Raw genomic sequence first — 18,534 nt, 5'->3', positions numbered from 1 at the left:
ACCCGAGCATCAAAGTGGAAATGAAGCAAAGATTGGCACTGACCGACAGGGAACTGACAATTCTCAAATTGCACAGCAGGGGGTATCGGGCCAGCGATATTGCGGCCGAATTGGCGCTGTCGCCCAAGACGATCCACAATGCCGTGCAAATGATCAAAGACAAGTTCGATGTGCAAAATTTTGATGCGGCGCTCAAAACCGCCAACTCCCACGGTTTGCTTTGGTAGCCCCTAACCGGGGCGCTGAGCTGGCAAGCTCCTTGCTATCCTTGCTGTTTGCTGGTCGGGCATCCCAGCCATTGTGCGCATCCTATCCATCGTGTCACGCCACATGGGCTAGGCGCGCCTGTGGTAGGCTAGCCTGGGCGACATCCGCGCACCGCACCAGATGCAGGCGCGCGCAGGCATCAAAAATCAGGACTTGGGAGAGAAATCCATCGTCCAATTCGTCTCCCACGTTACCCCGTCGTCATTCGAGAAGGCCTGCTCCCAGCGTGGTCCGTTCGATGCTAATGAATTCCATTGGAAGCGCACCTTGATCGGGACACCATCGAGCACGTCGCTGGCATAAAACACGCCGACCCCATCGGAAAAATCACCGACCACGGGAACGTCCAAGCTGTCTGGAAAGCGCCCGTCCAACCACCAGATCGACCATTTTTTCGTATCGACGTTATAAGAACGTAAGGCCACTGCACGAAACGAACCCTCGGGAAAGTGCAGGTGATTGTCTTCCAGATTGCCCAAGCCACCCAGTATTTTCCTCGTGGAAGAAACGCCGTCAAACTCCACCCATTCTTCGCTGCCTTTCAATCTTTCTTTTAAGCGACGGTGCTTGACTACCCAGTCGCCAATCACGAAATCAAAGTCTCCGGGAGTTTTAGAATCCAATTCATTCAACACAAAAATTACCTTTCAAATATTTGTTCAACTAAAAAAACTTCGCTACTTCATGCAATCGCCTTTCCGATCAGGCACGCAACGCAATCGACACCTGCGACGAAATGGCAGCCTGTATTCGCGCACAATGTCAAGCTAGGGCAGAACGCCCTCTGTCAATTCCAGGAGCAATACAAGTTGGCGTTTGGATCACGTGTTGCTTGTGTCAAGCCAATGACGAGTTGCGTAGCGATTTCGGTGTTCTGACTTGACAGCGTAACATGTGAACTACGGATTTCCTCTACCTTTCCATCTATCTGCGACCAAAAAATTTTTCATAATCAATCCTCAAGTGACAGACGAGGTCTAGGCTCGGCAAACAGGTCCACTCAATGCGCTTTATCCAATCGTCTACATGGACTGTATGCATGTCAAGGTCCGCGATAGCGGCGCTGTCAGAGTCAAGGCTTGCTACCTTGCCATCGGCGTCAATATGGATGCTATCGAGGAAGTTCTCGGCATGTGGGTGGCCCAGACCGAAGGGGCCCAATTCCGGCTGCAGGTGCTTACCGAACTGCGTAATCGCGGCGTCAGCGATATCTTCATTGTCTGCGGCGATGTTCTAAAAGCCTCCACGGAAGCAATCAAGGCGGCCTTCCAGAAAGCCACGGTGCAACGGTGCAACTGTGTATCGTCCACATGGTCAGACATAGCTTGAACTTTGACGGCTGGAAAGAACGCAAGCAAGTGGCGGCTGAATTGTCGTCGTTGCGACTCGATTTGCCTCACTAAGGTGATTATCCGCGCCGAGGCAGCCGCCTGCGCCGAGCTGAGCGTCGTGCCAATGGTCGGCGGCGACCGGTGCGACTGGATAAAAAGCTAGACCAAAATTGAACTCCTCATATTGAGATTTTAAAAATCCTGCGGTATGCTTTTTCTCGGTGCTGAACACACCTCCCTGACAGCGGTTTCCCGTGCCCGAAAGTTACGGTCTTCATAGGAGGCCATCATGGTTACGCATTCTCCCGTTGCGTGCGCATCGTCACCCCATCCCTCTTTTGCGCTACACCGCTTGTATCAACTGCAAGCCACGCTGGAACGCTTGCGTGGGATGCAAGTCGATACGCTCAAGGTCATAGCTTTTGATCAATTACTCGACGAGCTTTCTGCCATCTGCGCCGCTTTTGATGATTTGCACATGATTCGCCGCGAAATGGGTATGAATGATCAGGCACTCGTTTTATTGCTGCAAATGTTAGATGATGCCGGCGACGAAGCCGTGGCATCGCACGGTTTGCACGCTTTGATACAGCCTTTACGCGAAAGGCATGAGCGCAATTGGCGCTGTGTGGCGAGTTTGATTTGATGCAGGCTGCGTCGGACACGCAGGCAGCCGTGCCGTCTGTCAGGCTGAGGACAGCGCGGAACAAACCACATTCCGCCCTGTTATCGGCATGGTCCACTTCTGACTGATGTTGTTGCGCGCCAAATAAAACAATTTGAACACGGCAGCATCGATCAGAAACGGCGCGCATGTCTTGGTAATTTTTCGCAGACGCCTAGGGAAGCGCAGATTTAATCCAAGCGGTTTGTCCGCCGCCACTGAGGCGCACTGCTGCGTTGCCTTTCACTGTCAATAGCTCGCTATTGACAGTGAAAGGCGCCTTGCATTGCATCCTCATTGGCAACGGACAATTCCACAGCGATTAAATCCGCGCTTCCCTAGTGACCGACGCGATGGCCTTGGTGTGCAGAATACTTTTCGGATATCTGGCGGATAGTCGAAACATGGCGTGATACGCGCCATGTTTCTATCAGCCTTGTCAATATTTGTAATCAAACAAAGATGCTTGATCGTTCAGCAGACATGCTTTATTGTATTTTGTATTCAAGGTACTTAGGGAAGCGCAGATTACAGACAAGAACGTAGTCAAGACGCTGCGGAACACCTTACCAACCAAGCAACAATTACAGCTTTCAGCGCGAAAGGAAATCCATCATGACGACATTGAAACTGACTCTGCCTGATGAGCTGGCACAACGCGCGCGGAGTGCAGGTCTGCTGACTGATGCGGCTATCGGGACCCTGCTCGAAGATGCCATCCGTCGTGACGCAGGCCGGCACCTCTTGGCGGTCGGCCTGCGACTGCAGACGGCCAATTTTGCACCGATGAGCGATGAGGAACTTGTCGCCGAAGTCAACGCTGTGCGCGCCGCACGCCGCGCAGGCAATACGTCGAACTGATGCGAATGGTTTTGGATACCAACGTCGTCGTATCAGCGTTATTGTGGTGTGGTATGCCTTATCGCTTGCTGCAGCGGGCGGTAGAAGGTGACGTTGAACTCTTTCCCTCGCCAGTACTGGCGGCGGAGTTTGGCGAGGTTTTAGCTCGGCCACATTTGGCGACGAAATTGCTAGAGCAAGGTACAACGGCCAATGCTGTCGTGGCGCTGTATCTGGAATTTGCGCGCGTCGTATCGCCACTTTTTGTAACGTGTGTTGTGCCTGACGATCCCGATGACGATCATCTGATTGCGTGCGCTCTGGCGGCACAGGCCAATGCCATCGTCTCGGGTGACAAGCATCTGTTGAACCTGCACGTCTATCAAGGCATGCACATCGTGACGGCAGCGCAGGCGTTAACAATGATGGACAGCTGACGTACTGCAGCACGGCTGATACGACACCGCTTAAATCCGCGTCTCTCCAGACTACTTGCATCCGTTTTTTGGGGGAAAACCGAAGATTCTATCGAAATCGCCTTTCCCCGATGATTTTCTTACTTCACAAAACAATAACGGCGGTATTTTGCGGTATATTTTTTACCTCAAAAAAAATACTGGAGAGCACTATGCAAAAATCTTGGATCGCCAGCGTCCTGGCCCTGGCGTTTTCTCTTCCCATCGCGCCAGCGAACGCCGCCATCAACGATACCGCACCCTACCAATGGAATCTCAGCGATTTGTATGCCGACCGGGCGCTGTGGGACAAAGATGCGGCCTTCATGACTGAGCAAATGCGTCAACTCGGGCGCTGTAGCCAACACCTCGGCACTACGGTCGGCGAATTCAAAACTTGCCTCGACCTGTATGCCGACATCAGCAAGCGTTACGCACGCCTGCAAAGCTACGCCAGCCAATACCGCGATCAAGATACCGCTACCAATGCCGGGCAAGATGTGGCACAGACGGCCGACCTGCTCGGCAGTCAATTCGAGCAAGCCAGCGCCTTCCTGCGTCCCGAGTTACTGCAACTGGGCGAGAAGAAAATTGCCGCTTTTCTTAAACAAGAGCGCTCGTTAGGCATGTATCGCTTCATGCTCGAGGACATCGCGCGCGGCCGCAGTCATACGCTCGATGCCAAAGGTGAGCAACTGATCGCCGACTTCGGTCTGGCCACCAATGCCGCCGCCGCTGTATTTACCACGCTATCCAACGCCGACATGCCTTGGCCGAAAGTAAAATTATCGAATGGCACGGAAATCGTCATCGATCAAGCCGCCTACACCAAGTACCGCGCCGCACCGGTACGCGCCGACCGCAAGCTGGTGTTCGATGCTTTTTGGGGTAAATGGCAAGAATTCGAACGCACTTACGGCGTCACTTTTTACGAGCAATTGAAAAAAGATTCGGCCTATGCCAAGGTACGTAATTATCCCGATTCACTCTCGGCTGCACTCGATGCCGATAATATTCCGCGCGCCGTCTACGATACCTTGATCGCCCAAACTCAGGCTAACCTACCTACCCTGCATCGCTACTTCAAGTTGCGCGGAAAAATGCTCGGAGTCGCCGACCTGCATTATTACGATATGTATCCGGCGCTGGTATCGGGCGACTACCACTACGCGGTTGAGGAAGGCGTCCAGCTCATGCTGGCTTCGGTCAAACCGCTCGGTGACGAGTATGTGAAAGCCATGAGCGCGGCCAGCACTGCGCGCTGGATGGATGTCTATCCACGCCCGCACAAACGTTCCGGCGCGTATATGAACGGTGCGGCTTACGATGTCCACCCCTACTTGCTGCTCAATTACAATGATGACTATGAATCGGTCTCGACCCTGGCGCACGAATGGGGTCATGCCATGCATTCCTACTTAGCTAATCGCAACCAAGCCTTCATCACTTCCGGCTATCCAACTTTTACCGCCGAAATCGCCTCGACCACGAATGAAGTGTTTTTGCTCGAACATATGCTCAGCATCGCCAATAGCGACGATGAGCGTCTGCTCTATCTTGGTTCGGCATTGGAAAACCTGCGCGGCACCTTCTTCCGTCAAGCCATGTTTGCTGATTTCGAGCGCGAAGTCCACGCCCGTGTCGATCGAGGTGAATCGCTGACCGGAGAAGCGTTGAGTAAAATTTACGGCGACATCCTCAAACGCTATCATGGCGATGCCGAAGGCGTGATGAAAATCGATCCGGTCTATGCCAGCGAATGGGCGTATATCCCGCACTTTTACACGCGCTTTTATGTGTTCCAGTACGCCACCTCGATCGCTGCCGGCTCGGCATTTGCCGCTGAAATACTACAAGGCAAGCCTGGTGCGCGCGACAATTATCTCGCCATCCTCAAAGCCGGTGGTGCCGAACATCCGTATCAACTGGTTAAACGCGCCGGCGTCGATCTCGCCACTCCCGCGCCTTATCTGGCGGTATTCAAACGAATGAACAGCATCATGGATCAAATCGAAGCCATCCTGGCCAAGCGCTGAACAAGGCGGTAGCCGGTTTGTTTGAAGTCGAATTCTGCTACTTTTGATACACATCAAAAGTAGCATCGCCGCAGCGTTGTAAAGTGAAGCCAGACTATCGGAGGCTCACTATGTCCGCACGAAATTTTCACCCGGTATCGATTGATATCATTCATCACGAACACGAACACCTGTCGGCCGTCATACAAGGTATGCTGTATTTTGTACGCGGCATAGAAAAAGGCAGCGCCGCACCCGACTTGAAAGTATTTCGCGCCATGCTGTATTACATCGCCGAATACCCGGAAAAAGTCCACCACCCCAAAGAAGACCAATATCTGTTTACGAAAATCCGCGAACGTACGCATCAACTTGATGCGGCATTGGAAGAATTGACTGAGCAACACAGCCAAGGCGAACGTCTGGTACATCAATTGCAAGACGCCCTGCTCCAATATGAATTCGTCGGCACACCGGCGTTTCCGAATTTCCGTGATTTGGTCGAACAATATGCGTCATTTTATTATGCGCATATGGCAGTGGAAGAACAATCGATCATGCCGATCGCGCGTCAGGTACTCAATGTCAGCGACTGGCAAGAAGTCGACTTAGCCTTCATGGAAAACCGCACGCGTCTCGATCAAGCCGGTGAACGCTACCGCTATGAGCAATTGTTTTCACTCATCGTCAACATCAGTCCGGCCCCGATAGGCGTGGCCGAACCGCTGTAATGCGCTGTTAGCCTGCCACACGGCAGGCTAACGCTAACGCTGTAAGCTGTCCCAAACTTTCTGTAAGCGCTTGACCGACACCGGCATCGGTGTACGTAATTCTTGCGCAAACAAAGACACCCGCAATTCTTCCAACAACCAGCGAAATTCCAGCAACTTCGGGTCACCCTCGGTGCCGGATTTGCGCGGGCTGCGCTGCCAAGGCTGCGCCACGCTCAACCACTCGGCCAGCAGTTTGCCATCGCGCGCAGGGTCGGCGCGCAATTTTTCCATCCTTACCGTAATCGCCTTCAGGTAGCGCGGAAACTGCGTCAATTGGGCGAATTCGGTCTCGGCGATGAAACGCTTCCCTATCAGTAATTGTAGTTGCGCTTGCATATCAGCCGCTGCGGCGGTATGCGCCTTAATACCCTGTAACTTCTTCGGCAAGCTGTGGTACTCGGCCAGGATTTGCCCGGCCATGCGGGCGATTTCATTCGCCAGCAAATTCAGGCGAGCCTTGCCTTCTTCGCGCCGACGCTGGAATTGTTCTGCCGTCGCTGGCAAAGGGGCTTGCAAACAGGCGCGCTCAAGCGCGGTTTCGATGATTTGCTCGCGCAATTCTTCTTGCGAGCCCAGCGCCATGAATTGCATGCCCATTTGCTGCAAACCGGGAATATTTTTTTCCAGAAATTTGACTTGCTCGCGCAATTGCAAAGCGAATAAACGACGCAAACCACGCCGATGAATGCGGGCTGCCTCATCAGGGTCATCGAAGACTTCGATTTGACAATGTGTCAAATGGTCGACTAAGGCGGGATAACCGATCAAGGTTTGCTTACCTTGCTGCACTTCCAAAAGTTCCGGTAAACTACCGAAGCTCCAGGCCGTCAGCTTTTCTTGTTGTTGCAGCAGCGGCGCGGCCGCAGCGAGCGGCTTCTGCGCGCCGGCGGCTTTGCTGGCCACTGCAGGCTGCGCCGCAGCGCTGCCAGTGCGATCAAGCAGGGCCAATTTATCAGCACTGGCGATGCGCTGAAAACTTTCGCGCGCTTGGGTACCGAATTCCACCCGCAGCGTACTCAGATTGCGGCCCATTTCGAGTTGCCGGCCATGCTCATCAATGACCTTGAAATTCATCGTCAAGTGCACCGGCAGCGTCTCGAATTTAAAATCCGTACTCATGCACAGCAAGCCTTTTTGCGTGCGGATATCGGCGATCACGGCATCAAGAAAATTACCCTTACCGAAATCGCAGCGTTCAGCAAACCCTGCCGCATACTCGGGCAAAGGCACGCAATGGCGGCGGATTTTTTGCGGCAGCGATTTGATCAGCAGATGAATTTTTTCTTTCAACATGCCCGGTACCAGCCACTCGCAGCGTTCCGCTGAAACCTGATTGAGCGAAAACAGCGGCACACACAAGGTGACGCCGTCACGCGGGCTGCCCGGCTCAAAATGGTAAGCAAGTTGCAAGGCCACGCCCGATACCTGCATGGCTTTCGGAAATAAATCGGTGGTGATGCCGGCCGCTTCATGGCGCATCAAGTCATCTTTGTTCAAGTACAGCAGTTTCGCATCGGCCTTCACCGCTTCCTGATGCCATTGCTCGAACAAGACGGCGTTGTACACCTCGGCCGGCAGCAATTGATCATAAAAGGCGACGATCAATTCCTGGTCAACCAAGACATCGAGGCGGCGCGATTTATGTTCGAGATTTTCAATTTCACGCACCAGTTTCTGATTGTGGGCGAAAAACGGCGCGCGCGTGTCGAACTCGCCTTCGACCAAGGCCTCGCGAATAAAGATCTCGCGCGCCTCGACCGGGTGGGTCAGACCATACTGCGTGCGTCGCTGGCTATAGACCACCAAACCGTATAAGGTGGCACGTTCAAACGCCGAGACTTGGCCGGCGCGCTTTTCCCAACGCGGTTCGCCATACGATTTACGCAGCAAGTGACTGCCGACCTTCTCCAACCACTCCGGGTTGATCTGAGCGATGCCACGTCCATACAGGCGTGTGGTATCGACCAACTCGGCCGCCATGATCCAGCGTCCGGCTTTCTTCACCAAGCTAGAACCGGGCCAGATAAAGAATTTAATGCTGCGCGCGCCGAGGTAATGCGCTTCCTCATCCGCTTTGTAGCCTATATTGCCAAGCAAACCGGTCAGCAAAGCCAAATGCAATTGCTCATAGGTGGCCGGTGTCTCGTTGATGCGCCAGCCCTGTTCTTTGACGATGGTCAGCAATTGCGAATGCACTTCGCGCCATTCGCGCAAGCGCAACTGATTCAAAAAATTGGCGCGGCAATTATCTTGCAACTGGCGATTGGTTTTTTTATGCGCAATCGCCTCTTCAAACCAAGTCCAGATTTTCAGATACGACTGAAATTCGGATTTTTCATCGGCGAATTTTTTATGCGCGGCATCGGCCGCTGCCTGCGCTTCCATCGGCCGATCACGCGGATCCTGCACCGACAAGGCTGCGGCAATGATCAACACTTCGTGCAGCGCCTGATTATCGCGGGCGGCCAAGATCATCCGACCGACGCGCGGATCGAGCGGCAATTTGGCTAACTGTCGCCCCACCGAGGTCAACTGGTTGGCTTCATCCATCGCCCCCAATTCCTGCAGCAATTGGTAACCATCGGCAATCGCGCGACCAGGCGGCGGCTCGATGAAAGGAAATTCTTCCACATCGGCCAGACGCAGCGACTTCATACGCAAAATCACCGCCGCCAAGGACGAGCGCAGAATTTCCGGCTCGGTGAATTTCACACGTTGCAGGAAATCGCTTTCTTCGTATAAGCGTATGCACACCCCGGCCGCCACGCGACCACAACGACCGGCACGCTGATTGGCCGCCGATTGGGCAATCGCTTCGATCTGCAATTGCTCGACTTTGTTGCGATAACTGTAACGCTTGACGCGCGCCAGCCCGGTGTCGACCACAAAGCGTATCCCCGGCACGGTCAGCGAGGTCTCGGCCACATTCGTAGCCAACACGATGCGCCGCGCATTCGATACTTTAAACACGCGCTCTTGTTCTTGCGCCGACAAGCGCGCGAACAGCGGTAAAATTTCCACATGGGCCGGATGATGCTTGCGCAAGGCTTCGGCCGCATCACGAATTTCGCGTTCCCCCGGCAAAAACACCAGCACATCACCGGAACCGATGCGACACAATTCATCGACGGCATCGGTAATCGCGTCCATCAGGTCGCGTTCTTTATCCGAATCTTGTACCGGACGATAGCGTAACTCGACCGGATACAAACGCCCCGACACTTCAATCACCGGTGCCGGCCGGCCCAAACCATCGGCAGTAGGGGCGGCAAAGTGATTGGCAAAACGCTGGGCATCGATGGTGGCCGAGGTAATGATCACTTTCAGATCAGGACGCTTGGGCAGCAACTGCTTGAGGTAACCGAGCAGAAAATCAATATTGAGGCTGCGTTCATGCGCCTCATCGATGATGATGGTGTCGTATTGACGTAGTAAAGGGTCGCCCTGGGTTTCGGCCAGCAAAATACCATCGGTCATCAACTTCACCGAAGCCCCGGCAGTGAGGGTATCGGTAAACCGCACCTTAAAACCGACATGCTCGCCGAGCGGAGAATTCAGTTCCTGTGCGATCCGCTTGGCGGTCGACGAGGCCGCGATCCGACGCGGCTGGGTATGACCGATCAGACCGGCTTGACCGCGCCCGAGTTCGAGACAAATTTTTGGTAGTTGCGTAGTCTTGCCGGAACCGGTCTCACCGCAGACGATGACAACTTGGTTGGCCGAGATGGCAGCAGCAATATCGGCACGCCGGCCCGACACCGGCAATTCTTCGGGAAAACTGATACGCGGCGGTGGATTACGGAATGGCAGCGACGGCGGTACAGGCTGTGTCGGCGGCACCTTCGCTGCTGGCGCGCCGCGCCGAGCAGCAGCAGCGTGCGGCTTGGCGGCTTTCCCCGCTTCGGGTGCAGGCGCAGCCGCACGCAATTGTCCGCGCAACTCGCGCAGTCCGGCCAAGCCGTCGGGCCGAATTTTTTCGGTAGAATTTTTAGGGGGCAAAGTAGAAGACATATCGGTGCGCATTATCCCAGATTTTTTCCGCATCGGTGAGTAAGGGCACAGGAAATTGGGCGAAACGCTGCGATTGTCGACTTTTCAGCAAGAACTGAAGCGCTTGGACATGCCACTTTGAAAACTCTTTGCGGCGCACTACTGCGCCAGACTGGGGCAGGCTGATCGCAGAGCAAAAAAAAATGCCCAATTTGAGCCAGCCACATGCAGAAGCCACATTGCCGGCGAAGTCTCAGATTATAATGTCGCCATGGAAAATCCCGTTCAATTCGTCGACTGGCTGCGTTCAGTCGCTCCCTATATTCACGCCTTCCGCGGCAAAACCTTCGTCGTCGCCTTTCCCGGCGAACTGGTGATGGCTGGTGCCTTGCCGGTGTTGGCACAAGATTTATCGCTGCTGCATGCGCTCGGCATTAAGATCGTCATCGCCCACGGTTCGCGACCACAAGTTGCTGAACAACTGGCGCTGCGTAATGTCGAAGGTAATTTCCATAACGGCATACGCATCACCGACACCGCTGCGCTCGAATGTTCGAAAGAAGCGGCCGGTGAATTGCGTCTCGATATAGAGGCCGCCTTCAGTCAGGGCTTACCGAATACGCCGATGGCGCACGCCGCCATCCGCATCATTTCCGGCAATTTCGTCACCGCGAAACCGATCGGCATCGTCGGCGGCGTCGACTTCGGCCTCACCGGCATCGCCCGTAAAGTCGCTTACGACACTATACACCGCGTTCTGGAGGGCGGTAACTTGGTGCTGCTCGGCCCACTGGGTTTCTCCCCTACCGGTGAAGCCTTCAATCTGACGATGGAAGATGTCGCCGTCTCGGCCGCCACTGCCCTGCGCGCTGACAAATTGATCTTCATCTCGGAAACGCCGATGATGGTTGATCGCGATGGCGATGAAATTCGTGAGCTCTCCTTCAGCCAGGCCGAACACGAACTCAAGGCCGATTATTTGCCGGCCGATTCCGCGTTTTACCTCGAACATGCCGTCAAAGCCTCGCGCGGCGGCGTGGCGCGGATACATATCGTGCCGTATGCGATGGATGGTTCGGCCTTGCTGGAATTATTTACCCATGATGGCGTCGGCACCATGGTGTCGTCGGAAAATCTGGAGAGTCTGCGCGAAGCGACGATTGAAGACGTTGGCGGCATCATCAAGCTGATCGAACCACTCGAAGCCGATGGCACTCTAGTGAAACGCGGTCGCGAACTGATCGAACGCGAAATCAATTACTTCTCCGTCATCGAGCATGACGGCGTCATCTTCGGCTGTGCTGCCTTGTATCCCTTCCCATTTGAAAAAATGGCGGAAATGGCTTGCCTGACTGTCAATCCCGATGTCCAAAGTCAGGGCGATGGCGAACGCATTCTCAAGCATATGGAAAAACGCGCGCGCCGCGCCGGCTTTCATTCGCTCTTCGTACTCACCACCCGCACCGCCCACTGGTTCTTGAAACGTGGTTTCGTCAACGCCTCATTCGACGATTTGCCGAAAGACCGCCAGAAAATGTATAACTGGCAGCGCAAATCACTGGTGCTGATCAAGCAATTGTAAGCGCGTCGGCCTCGGCGCTGCAGTCAGCGCGGCTGCACGACGAGGTTTCCATTATAATTCGGTCTGTTTTTGTATACCGGTATCACACAAGGAGTATTACCATGGCCCGTACAGTTCACTGCATCAAACTCGACAAAGAAGCCGATGGCTTGGATTTCGCCCCGTATCCGGGCGAACTGGGCAAACGCATTTACGACAGCGTCTCCAAAGAAGCATGGGCCGGCTGGATGAAGCACCAAACCATGTTGGTCAATGAGAATCGTCTCAACTTGGCCGATACACGCGCACGTAAATACCTCGCCACCCAAATGGAAAACCATTTCTTCGGTGATGGTGCCGATGCCGCTGCCGGCTACGTGCCGCCGGTCGACTGAATTCAATCCGCGCTTCCGGAACGAAAAAAGAGCAGCATGCCTTAGCTGGCATGCTGCTCTTTTTTAGCGCAAACCTCAGAATGTCAGTTGCGTCACCCCTTCAGGCGTACCGAGCAAGCAAACATTCGCACCCTGCCGCGCAAACAAACCCACCGTCACGACTCCGACGATATTATTGATTTCCTGCTCCAGCGCCGCTGGGTCGGCGATCTGCAGACCATGCACATCGATGATCACATTGCCGTTATCGGTGAGCACAGGCTGAGCATCTTTCAAGCGCAGCTGCGCTTGGCCGCCCAGCGCATTGAGCGCACGCGTTACCGCTGCATGCGCCATCGGGATCACTTCCACCGGCAGCGGAAAACGCCCCAAACGTTGTACCAACTTAGAGCCGTCGGCGATGCAAATGAAGCGCTCGGCCACCGAGGCGACAATTTTTTCCCGCGTCAAGGCGGCACCACCGCCCTTGATCATCGCCCCCTCATGGGTGATTTCATCGGCACCATCGATATACACCGGCATGCGCGTAATCTCATTCAAATCAAGTACGGTAATACCATGGCCGAGCAAACGCGCAGCCGTCGCTTCCGAAGAGGCCACCGCAGCTTTGATTTTATGTTTGATTTTAGCCAGTTCATCGATGAAGAAATTCGCCGTCGAACCGGTACCGACCCCGACGATATCATTTTCCACCACATACGCAATCGCCGCCTGGGCCACCGCACGTTTCATTTCATCTTGAGTCATCAGAATCTCACTTGAGCATTTGAAAAAAATTTGCCACTATTATACCGGCCACAAGGGCGTCTCATCCATCAGCGCCACCTGCTCACGCAATTCGAGTATCCGATCTTGCCAGTAACGTTCGGTGTTAAACCATGGAAATGCAGCGACAAACGCCGGGTCATTCCAGCGCTGCGCCAGCCACGCCGAATAGTGCAGCAAGCGCAGACTGCGCAAGGCTTCGATCAAATACAACTGACGCGGCTCAAATTCAAAAAAATCTTCATAGCCGGCCAAAATATCGGCCAATTGAGCCTGCATATCTTGGCGCGAACCGGACAATAACATCCATAAATCTTGCATCCCCGGGCCCATGCGACTATCATCAAAATCGACAAAATGCGGCCCGGCTTGCGCGCCCGCTTCCAACCACAACACGTTCCCCATATGACAATCGCCATGCAAGCGCAGCAGCGTGATTGCACCGGCTCGTTCATAACAGCGCGCCACACCGTCAAGCACCTGCTGACTCACGCTGCGATAGGCCGGCAACAGCGCTGGCGGCACAAAATCATGCGCTAACAACCACTCGCGCGGGGCCACCCCAAAACTTTGTAAATCCAAGGCCGGCCGCTCGGCATACGGACGCACGGCACCGACGGCATGGATGCGGCCGATGAAGCGCCCCAGCCATTCCAGTGTCGCGGCATCACTGATTTCCGGCGCCCGCCCACTCTGCCGCGCAAACAAGGCAAACCGATAGCCCTGATACGTGCGCAGGCTCGCGCCATCGCTGCCACACAGCGCCGGCACCACCGGAATTTCTTGCGCTAGCAATTCCTCAACAAACTGATGCTCTTCCATGATGGCCGCATCGCTCCAGCGCTGCGGGCGATAAAATTTTGCGATCACCGGTGCGGCATCATCGAGTTCTACTTGGTAGACGCGATTTTCATAACTATTGAGCGCTAAGATGCGGCCGTCCGTGCGATAGCCGCAGCTATCGACGGCATCAAGCACCAGCAAGGGGGAGAGTTCCGCAAAGGAAGTCGGGAGAATGTGTTCTGTCATGGCCAGATTGTACGTGCACCAGCCCAGTCTGCGCACGGCGATACGCTGATAATGCGCGGAAAAATCCGTAAAACGCGTTACACACCCGCCGCAAAGCGCTACACTGCCGGTATTTCCCTCTTCTCTTCAGGCTCCACCATGCAACTCGACGAACCGCTCAGCGATAAAGAATTCAACGAACTCGACAAATTCCTCATGTCCGACCGCGTCGGCGACGATGGCATGACCATGGACGCCTTGCACGGCTACCTGACCGCCATCGCACTCGGCCCTGAAATGATTGCCATGACCGAATGGCTGCCACTGGTCTGGGGCTTGGCCGATGGCGCAGAACCAGCCTTCAAAAATGACAAAGAAATGCAGCGCGTCACGCACCTGATCGCGCGCTTCATGAATGAAATCCAAATCACCTTCGAAGTGGCACCGCAAGAATTCGAACCCTTGTTTTGCATCCTCGAACAAGATGGCCAAGAATTGATCGATGGCGAAACCTGGGCCTGGGGCTTCTGGGAAGGCATGCAATTGCGCGAAGACGAATGGGAAGCGGCCTGGGATTCGGCCGAAATCGGCCCTTTGCTGCAACCTATCTATCTGCTCGGTGCCGAAGAAATTGATGAAGAAGAATTGAAATTCGTCGATAGTCCGCAAAAATGCCACGAGCTTGCACTGAGTTTGGAAGCCGCGATTCCAGCGATCCGACGTTTCTGGGCACCACTGCGCAAATCCGGTGTCACCACCGTTAAACGCGACACCCCGAAAATCGGTCGCAACGATCCCTGCCCTTGCGGCAGCGGCAAGAAATACAAGACTTGCTGTGGTGCCGAAGCGGTCGCCGAGTAAATAAAGCTTCCACACCGCTGGCGCGGGCCATCTCAGTCCGCGCCAGAGGAAAGCCTCTAGCCCCACGCTGGTCGCCGCACTGGTACTCGTGTTATGTTTATACTTTATACACGAAGCCGGAGACCACAATGAGCTTGCAAGAACAATTCACCCTCGCCTCTATCGATTCCAAGAATTTGCCTGAGCGCCCAGACAACATGACCATGTTGCAAATCTATGCACTGTTCAAACAAGGTAGTCTTGGCGACGCCAGCGGCGATCGTCCTGGCATGACCGACTTTGTCGGCCGCGCCAAGTTCGATGCATGGGCAAAATTACAAGGAACGAGCAAAGAAGCGGCCATGCAGCAATACATCGACTTGATCGCCTCCCTGAAATAATCAGACCCGCAATAAATTCGGCACCGGCAAGCCACTGAGCCCGGCGATCAAATTATCGACCGCACAATGCGCCATGGCACGCCGGGTATTGCCGGAAGCACTGGCAATATGCGGGGTCAGGACCACATTACTGAGTGTTAAAAAATCGGCGGCAAACGCCGGTTCATTCTCAAACACATCCAAACCAGCAGCAGCCAGACGTTTTTCCCGCAAGGCCGTAATCAAAGCTTGATCGTCGACGATGCCGCCGCGCGCCAGATTCACCAGCGTCGCCGTCGGCTTCATCAGCGCCAATTCAGGCGCACCGATGGCATGATGCGAAGCCGGCGAATACGGCAGCACCAAGATCAAATGATCGGCCGTTTTCAGTAATTCTTCCTTGCTGACATAGCGCGCATGGTTGGCCTGCGCCTCATCGGCAGCGGCCAAGGGTGAGCGATTATGATAGATCACCTGCATATTGAAGCCAGTGGAACGGCGCGCAATCGCTTGACCGATACGCCCCATGCCCAAAATACCCAGCGTAGACCCATGCAAATCGGGGCCGAGAAACAAATCGTAACGCCATTTTTGCCATAAGCCGGCCCGCAACCACTGCTCGGCTTCGGTAATGCGCCGTGCCGTTGCCATCATCAAGGCCCAGCCGAAATCGGCCGTGGTCTCGTTGAGTACATCGGGTGTATTACTGGCCTGCACAGAGTGGGCCGCACAAGCAGCCAAATCGATATTATCGTAGCCGACCGCCATATTGGCGACCATTTTCAAATCTGGAACTTGCTGCAGCAAGGCGGCATTGATCCGTGCACTCGATGTCGTCAGCACCCCGGCCTTACCCTGTAACTTGGCGACCAACTCAGCGGGCGTGAAAATCACATCCTCTTGATTCGCCTCGACCTCGAAATGCGCTTGCAAACGCTCCAACACTTCAGGAAAAACCGCACGCGCAACCAGAATGGCAGGCTTCATACTCACCTCAATTAAAATAAACCGTTAATACGCGCGATCTGAATACGCATCAAGAACACGCGGACAGTCATTGTAGCGCATGAGATTTAAGCGTGTTAGGCGCACTTACGGGCGCTTAATTACTCGCAAGCAATTTCCCTCCAGAATCATTTCCAAACTACGCACACAGCAAGGCAGCGCGCCCCTTGCAAACAACTTAATGGATCGTCGCAAAAGGGTAGTGAGTCGGTATCATTACCCTGACTGGTGGCCACGTCATTCCTGCGCGCTTTTGGCAGGAACCCAGCGGCGTTCGTGGTTAACTGAAAATGCCAGAAATTGTGGCATTTTCAGTGTAAAAAACGACGCTGGGTTCCCGCCAAAAGCATGCGGGAATGACGAGGCTGCGGCATGCGGGAATGACGAGGTATGCGGTGTTTCAGGTGTAAAAAACGTCCATCAGGCTTTTGCGACAGCCTCTGAAGGCCGGGGTTTCAAACCCTAGTCAGATTTTTGATAAATTCATCGATGGTGATACACATCAAAGCACGGCCGGCCCGATTCCTTTACAATCGCGCCTGACTTTCCCACTTAATTGCCTGCTTACACATCTCACACTGAATTTGCTTATTCGCAATCTATATAAGATCTCTGCAAGCCGTAATTGTGAGAAGCGTGAAATTGCCTTAAAATACAAGGCTTTCCAGCCATAGCATGGGTTTCCTGCGATCTGGTTGTGCCAAAACCCCGAATTTTAAAGATTGGACTGTTATGACCCACGTTGTGACCGAATCGTGCATCCGCTGCCGCTACACCGATTGCGTCGATGTTTGCCCGGTAGATTGCTTCCGCGCTGGCCCGAATTTCCTCATCATCGACCCCGATGAATGCATCGATTGCGCAGTTTGCGTAGCGGAGTGCCCGGTCAATGCGATTTACGCCGAAGAAGATGTACCGGCAGATCAACTGCAATTCATCAAAATCAATGCTGAACTGACACCGAAATGGCCGTCGATTACCAAAACGACCGCACCATTGCCAGATGCAGATGAATGGAAAGACGTTAAAAGCAAATTGCAGCATCTCGTGCGTTAAGCCATATGGCGCAGCCGCCGATTTCGCGCCGCGCCTCTGGCTCTATCTTTTTCAGCAATATCAGGAACTATTTGTCGTATGGAAAATAAAACAACATCCCACAGCGCCGTAATCGAAGCCGATGCCGTCATTATCGGTGCTGGTCCGGTAGGACTGTTTCAAGTATTTGAATTAGGCCTGCTTGAAATCAAAGCCCATGTCATCGATTCTTTGGCAGTCGTCGGCGGTCAGTGCGTGGAACTCTATCCTGATAAACCGATTTACGACATTCCTGCGGTACCAGTCTGTACTGGCCAGGAACTGACCGACAATTTGCTCAAACAAATTGAACCGTTCGGACCAACTTTCCATCTCGGACAAGAAGTCACTCTGGTAGAGCGTCGCGAAGATGGCCGTTTCGATCTCGAAACCTCGACCGGCACGCGCTTCATCACCAAAACCATTTTCATCGCCGCCGGCGTCGGTTCGTTCCAGCCACGTACTTTAAAAGTGGAAGGCATCGACGCTTTCGAAGGTAGCCAATTATTCTACCGTGTCAAAGACCCGGCGCAATTTCATGGTAAGAATTTGGTCATCTGTGGTGGTGGCGACTCTGCGCTCGACTGGGCCCTGAATTTTGTTGGTAAAGCCGAATCGGTGGTGGTATTGCATCGCCGTGACGACTTCCGTGCAGCGCCGGCATCGGTCGCGAAGATGAAAGAATTGTGCGACAACTATGAAATGCAACTGACCATCGGCCAAATCACCGGCATAGAAACCAAAGATGATCAATTGTCTGAAATCAAAGTGACCGGTGCCGACGGCGTGACACGTCGCATGCCACTCGATGTACTATTGGTGTTCTTCGGCTTGTCGCCAAAACTAGGCCCGATCGCTGATTGGGGCCTCGATATCGAACGCAAGCAATTGAAGGTTGTGAGCACAGAGAAATTCGAAACCAATGTACCGGGTATTTTTGCCGTCGGCGATATCAATACCTATCCTGGCAAGAAAAAACTGATACTGTCCGGTTTTCACGAAGCGGCGCTCGCTGCGTTTGGTGCCGCACCGTATATTTTCCCTGATAAGAAAATCCACATGCAATACACCACTACTTCACCTAAGCTGCACAAAATCCTCGGCGTCGATACCCCGACATTCGACTGAGCGACCAGCAGTACTCAAAAAAAAGCGCAAAGATAATTTTCTT

At 53.9% G+C, this 18,534-nt stretch carries 18 protein-coding genes and 1 pseudogene; 13 read left to right on the top strand and 6 right to left on the bottom strand.

From position 1 onward, the window contains the following. The first annotated feature begins 20 nt into the window (after window positions 1-20). The gene (locus RHM61_RS15885) at window positions 21-227 is read left to right on the top strand and encodes a response regulator transcription factor (protein WP_322248266.1); all 207 of its coding nucleotides are present in this window, start codon (window positions 21-23) and stop codon (window positions 225-227) included. A 186-nt stretch (window positions 228-413) separates the two neighbouring features. On the opposite strand, the gene RHM61_RS15880 is transcribed toward RHM61_RS15885, so the two are convergent. Then, window positions 414-899, bottom strand: a complete 486-nt coding sequence (locus RHM61_RS15880) for a DUF1579 domain-containing protein (RefSeq protein ID WP_322248265.1) — start codon at window positions 897-899, stop codon at window positions 414-416. Window positions 900-1,248: 349 nt separating this feature from the next. Between RHM61_RS15880 and RHM61_RS15875 the strand changes: the two are divergent. Then, a pseudogene (locus RHM61_RS15875) lies at window positions 1,249-1,649 on the top strand (transposase); the annotation flags it as partial. Here RHM61_RS15875 and RHM61_RS15870 read toward each other — a convergent pair. Next, complete coding sequence (locus RHM61_RS15870) at window positions 1,582-1,830, bottom strand: hypothetical protein (RefSeq protein ID WP_322251152.1); 249 nt, start codon at window positions 1,828-1,830, stop codon at window positions 1,582-1,584. The pseudogene RHM61_RS15875 and the gene RHM61_RS15870 overlap by 68 nt on opposite strands. Window positions 1,831-1,887: 57 nt before the next feature. On the opposite strand from RHM61_RS15870, the gene RHM61_RS15865 reads away from it, so the two are divergent. The 5 genes from RHM61_RS15865 (at window position 1,888) to RHM61_RS15845 (ending at window position 6,303) form a co-directional block, all read left to right on the top strand. After that, a complete protein-coding gene (locus tag RHM61_RS15865; protein ID WP_322248264.1) occupies window positions 1,888-2,244 on the top strand; it encodes a hypothetical protein in 357 nt (118 codons plus the stop codon). Window positions 2,245-2,877: 633 nt separating this feature from the next. Continuing rightward, window positions 2,878-3,123 carry a hypothetical protein gene (locus RHM61_RS15860; RefSeq protein WP_322248263.1) on the top strand — a complete coding sequence of 82 codons (246 nt, stop codon included), beginning with the start codon at window positions 2,878-2,880 and terminating at the stop codon, window positions 3,121-3,123. 5 nt (window positions 3,124-3,128) lie between these two features. Continuing rightward, the gene (locus tag RHM61_RS15855) at window positions 3,129-3,539 is read left to right on the top strand and encodes a putative toxin-antitoxin system toxin component, PIN family (RefSeq protein WP_322248262.1); all 411 of its coding nucleotides are present in this window, start codon (window positions 3,129-3,131) and stop codon (window positions 3,537-3,539) included. A 191-nt stretch (window positions 3,540-3,730) separates the two neighbouring features. After that, complete coding sequence (gene pepF, locus RHM61_RS15850) at window positions 3,731-5,593, top strand: oligoendopeptidase F (RefSeq protein WP_322248261.1); 1,863 nt, start codon at window positions 3,731-3,733, stop codon at window positions 5,591-5,593. A 110-nt stretch (window positions 5,594-5,703) separates the two neighbouring features. Next, window positions 5,704-6,303, top strand: coding sequence for a hemerythrin domain-containing protein (locus RHM61_RS15845; RefSeq protein ID WP_322248260.1), 600 nt, complete (start codon window positions 5,704-5,706; stop codon window positions 6,301-6,303). Between the two features lie 33 nt (window positions 6,304-6,336). On the opposite strand, the gene hrpA is transcribed toward RHM61_RS15845, so the two are convergent. Further along, on the bottom strand, window positions 6,337-10,356 hold the full coding sequence (gene hrpA / locus RHM61_RS15840; RefSeq protein ID WP_322248259.1) for an ATP-dependent RNA helicase HrpA: 4,020 nt from the start codon (window positions 10,354-10,356) through the stop codon (window positions 6,337-6,339). Between the two features lie 250 nt (window positions 10,357-10,606). Between hrpA and argA the strand changes: the two genes are divergently transcribed. Together argA and RHM61_RS15830 are read left to right on the top strand one after the other, a co-directional pair. After that, a complete protein-coding gene (gene argA, locus RHM61_RS15835) occupies window positions 10,607-11,917 on the top strand; it encodes an amino-acid N-acetyltransferase (RefSeq protein WP_322248258.1) in 1,311 nt (436 codons plus the stop codon). A 101-nt stretch (window positions 11,918-12,018) separates the two neighbouring features. Continuing rightward, entirely contained in the window at window positions 12,019-12,291 is a 273-nt protein-coding gene (locus RHM61_RS15830) for an oxidative damage protection protein (protein WP_322248257.1), read from the top strand. A 75-nt stretch (window positions 12,292-12,366) separates the two neighbouring features. Here RHM61_RS15830 and rpiA read toward each other — a convergent pair whose 3' ends face one another. Beyond that, the gene (rpiA, locus tag RHM61_RS15825; RefSeq protein ID WP_322248256.1) at window positions 12,367-13,038 is read right to left on the bottom strand and encodes a ribose-5-phosphate isomerase RpiA; all 672 of its coding nucleotides are present in this window, start codon (window positions 13,036-13,038) and stop codon (window positions 12,367-12,369) included. A gap of 39 nt (window positions 13,039-13,077) precedes the next feature. Continuing rightward, a complete protein-coding gene (locus tag RHM61_RS15820; RefSeq protein ID WP_322248255.1) occupies window positions 13,078-14,085 on the bottom strand; it encodes a serine/threonine protein kinase in 1,008 nt (335 codons plus the stop codon). Between the two features lie 138 nt (window positions 14,086-14,223). On the opposite strand from RHM61_RS15820, the gene RHM61_RS15815 reads away from it, so the two are divergent. Next, window positions 14,224-14,925: a UPF0149 family protein gene (locus RHM61_RS15815; RefSeq protein ID WP_322248254.1), complete on the top strand. Its 702-nt coding sequence runs from the start codon at window positions 14,224-14,226 to the stop codon at window positions 14,923-14,925. A 128-nt stretch (window positions 14,926-15,053) separates the two neighbouring features. Beyond that, window positions 15,054-15,305: an acyl-CoA-binding protein gene (locus tag RHM61_RS15810; protein WP_322248253.1), complete on the top strand. Its 252-nt coding sequence runs from the start codon at window positions 15,054-15,056 to the stop codon at window positions 15,303-15,305. Here RHM61_RS15810 and RHM61_RS15805 read toward each other — a convergent pair whose 3' ends face one another. Next, complete coding sequence (locus RHM61_RS15805; RefSeq protein ID WP_322248252.1) at window positions 15,306-16,271, bottom strand: D-glycerate dehydrogenase; 966 nt, start codon at window positions 16,269-16,271, stop codon at window positions 15,306-15,308. A 750-nt stretch (window positions 16,272-17,021) separates the two neighbouring features. Between RHM61_RS15805 and fdxA the strand changes: the two genes are divergently transcribed. Next, complete coding sequence (gene fdxA, locus RHM61_RS15800) at window positions 17,022-17,345, top strand: ferredoxin FdxA (protein ID WP_322248251.1); 324 nt, start codon at window positions 17,022-17,024, stop codon at window positions 17,343-17,345. A 78-nt stretch (window positions 17,346-17,423) separates the two neighbouring features. Continuing rightward, window positions 17,424-18,491, top strand: coding sequence for an NAD(P)/FAD-dependent oxidoreductase (locus tag RHM61_RS15795; protein WP_322248250.1), 1,068 nt, complete (start codon window positions 17,424-17,426; stop codon window positions 18,489-18,491). Window positions 18,492-18,534 lie beyond the last annotated feature (43 nt).

It is taken from the genome of Undibacterium sp. CCC3.4, assembly GCF_034347425.1.
In the GTDB taxonomy this organism is placed as follows: Bacteria; Pseudomonadota; Gammaproteobacteria; order Burkholderiales; family Burkholderiaceae_D; genus Undibacterium.
This window is presented reverse-complemented; position numbering and strand designations above follow the sequence as displayed.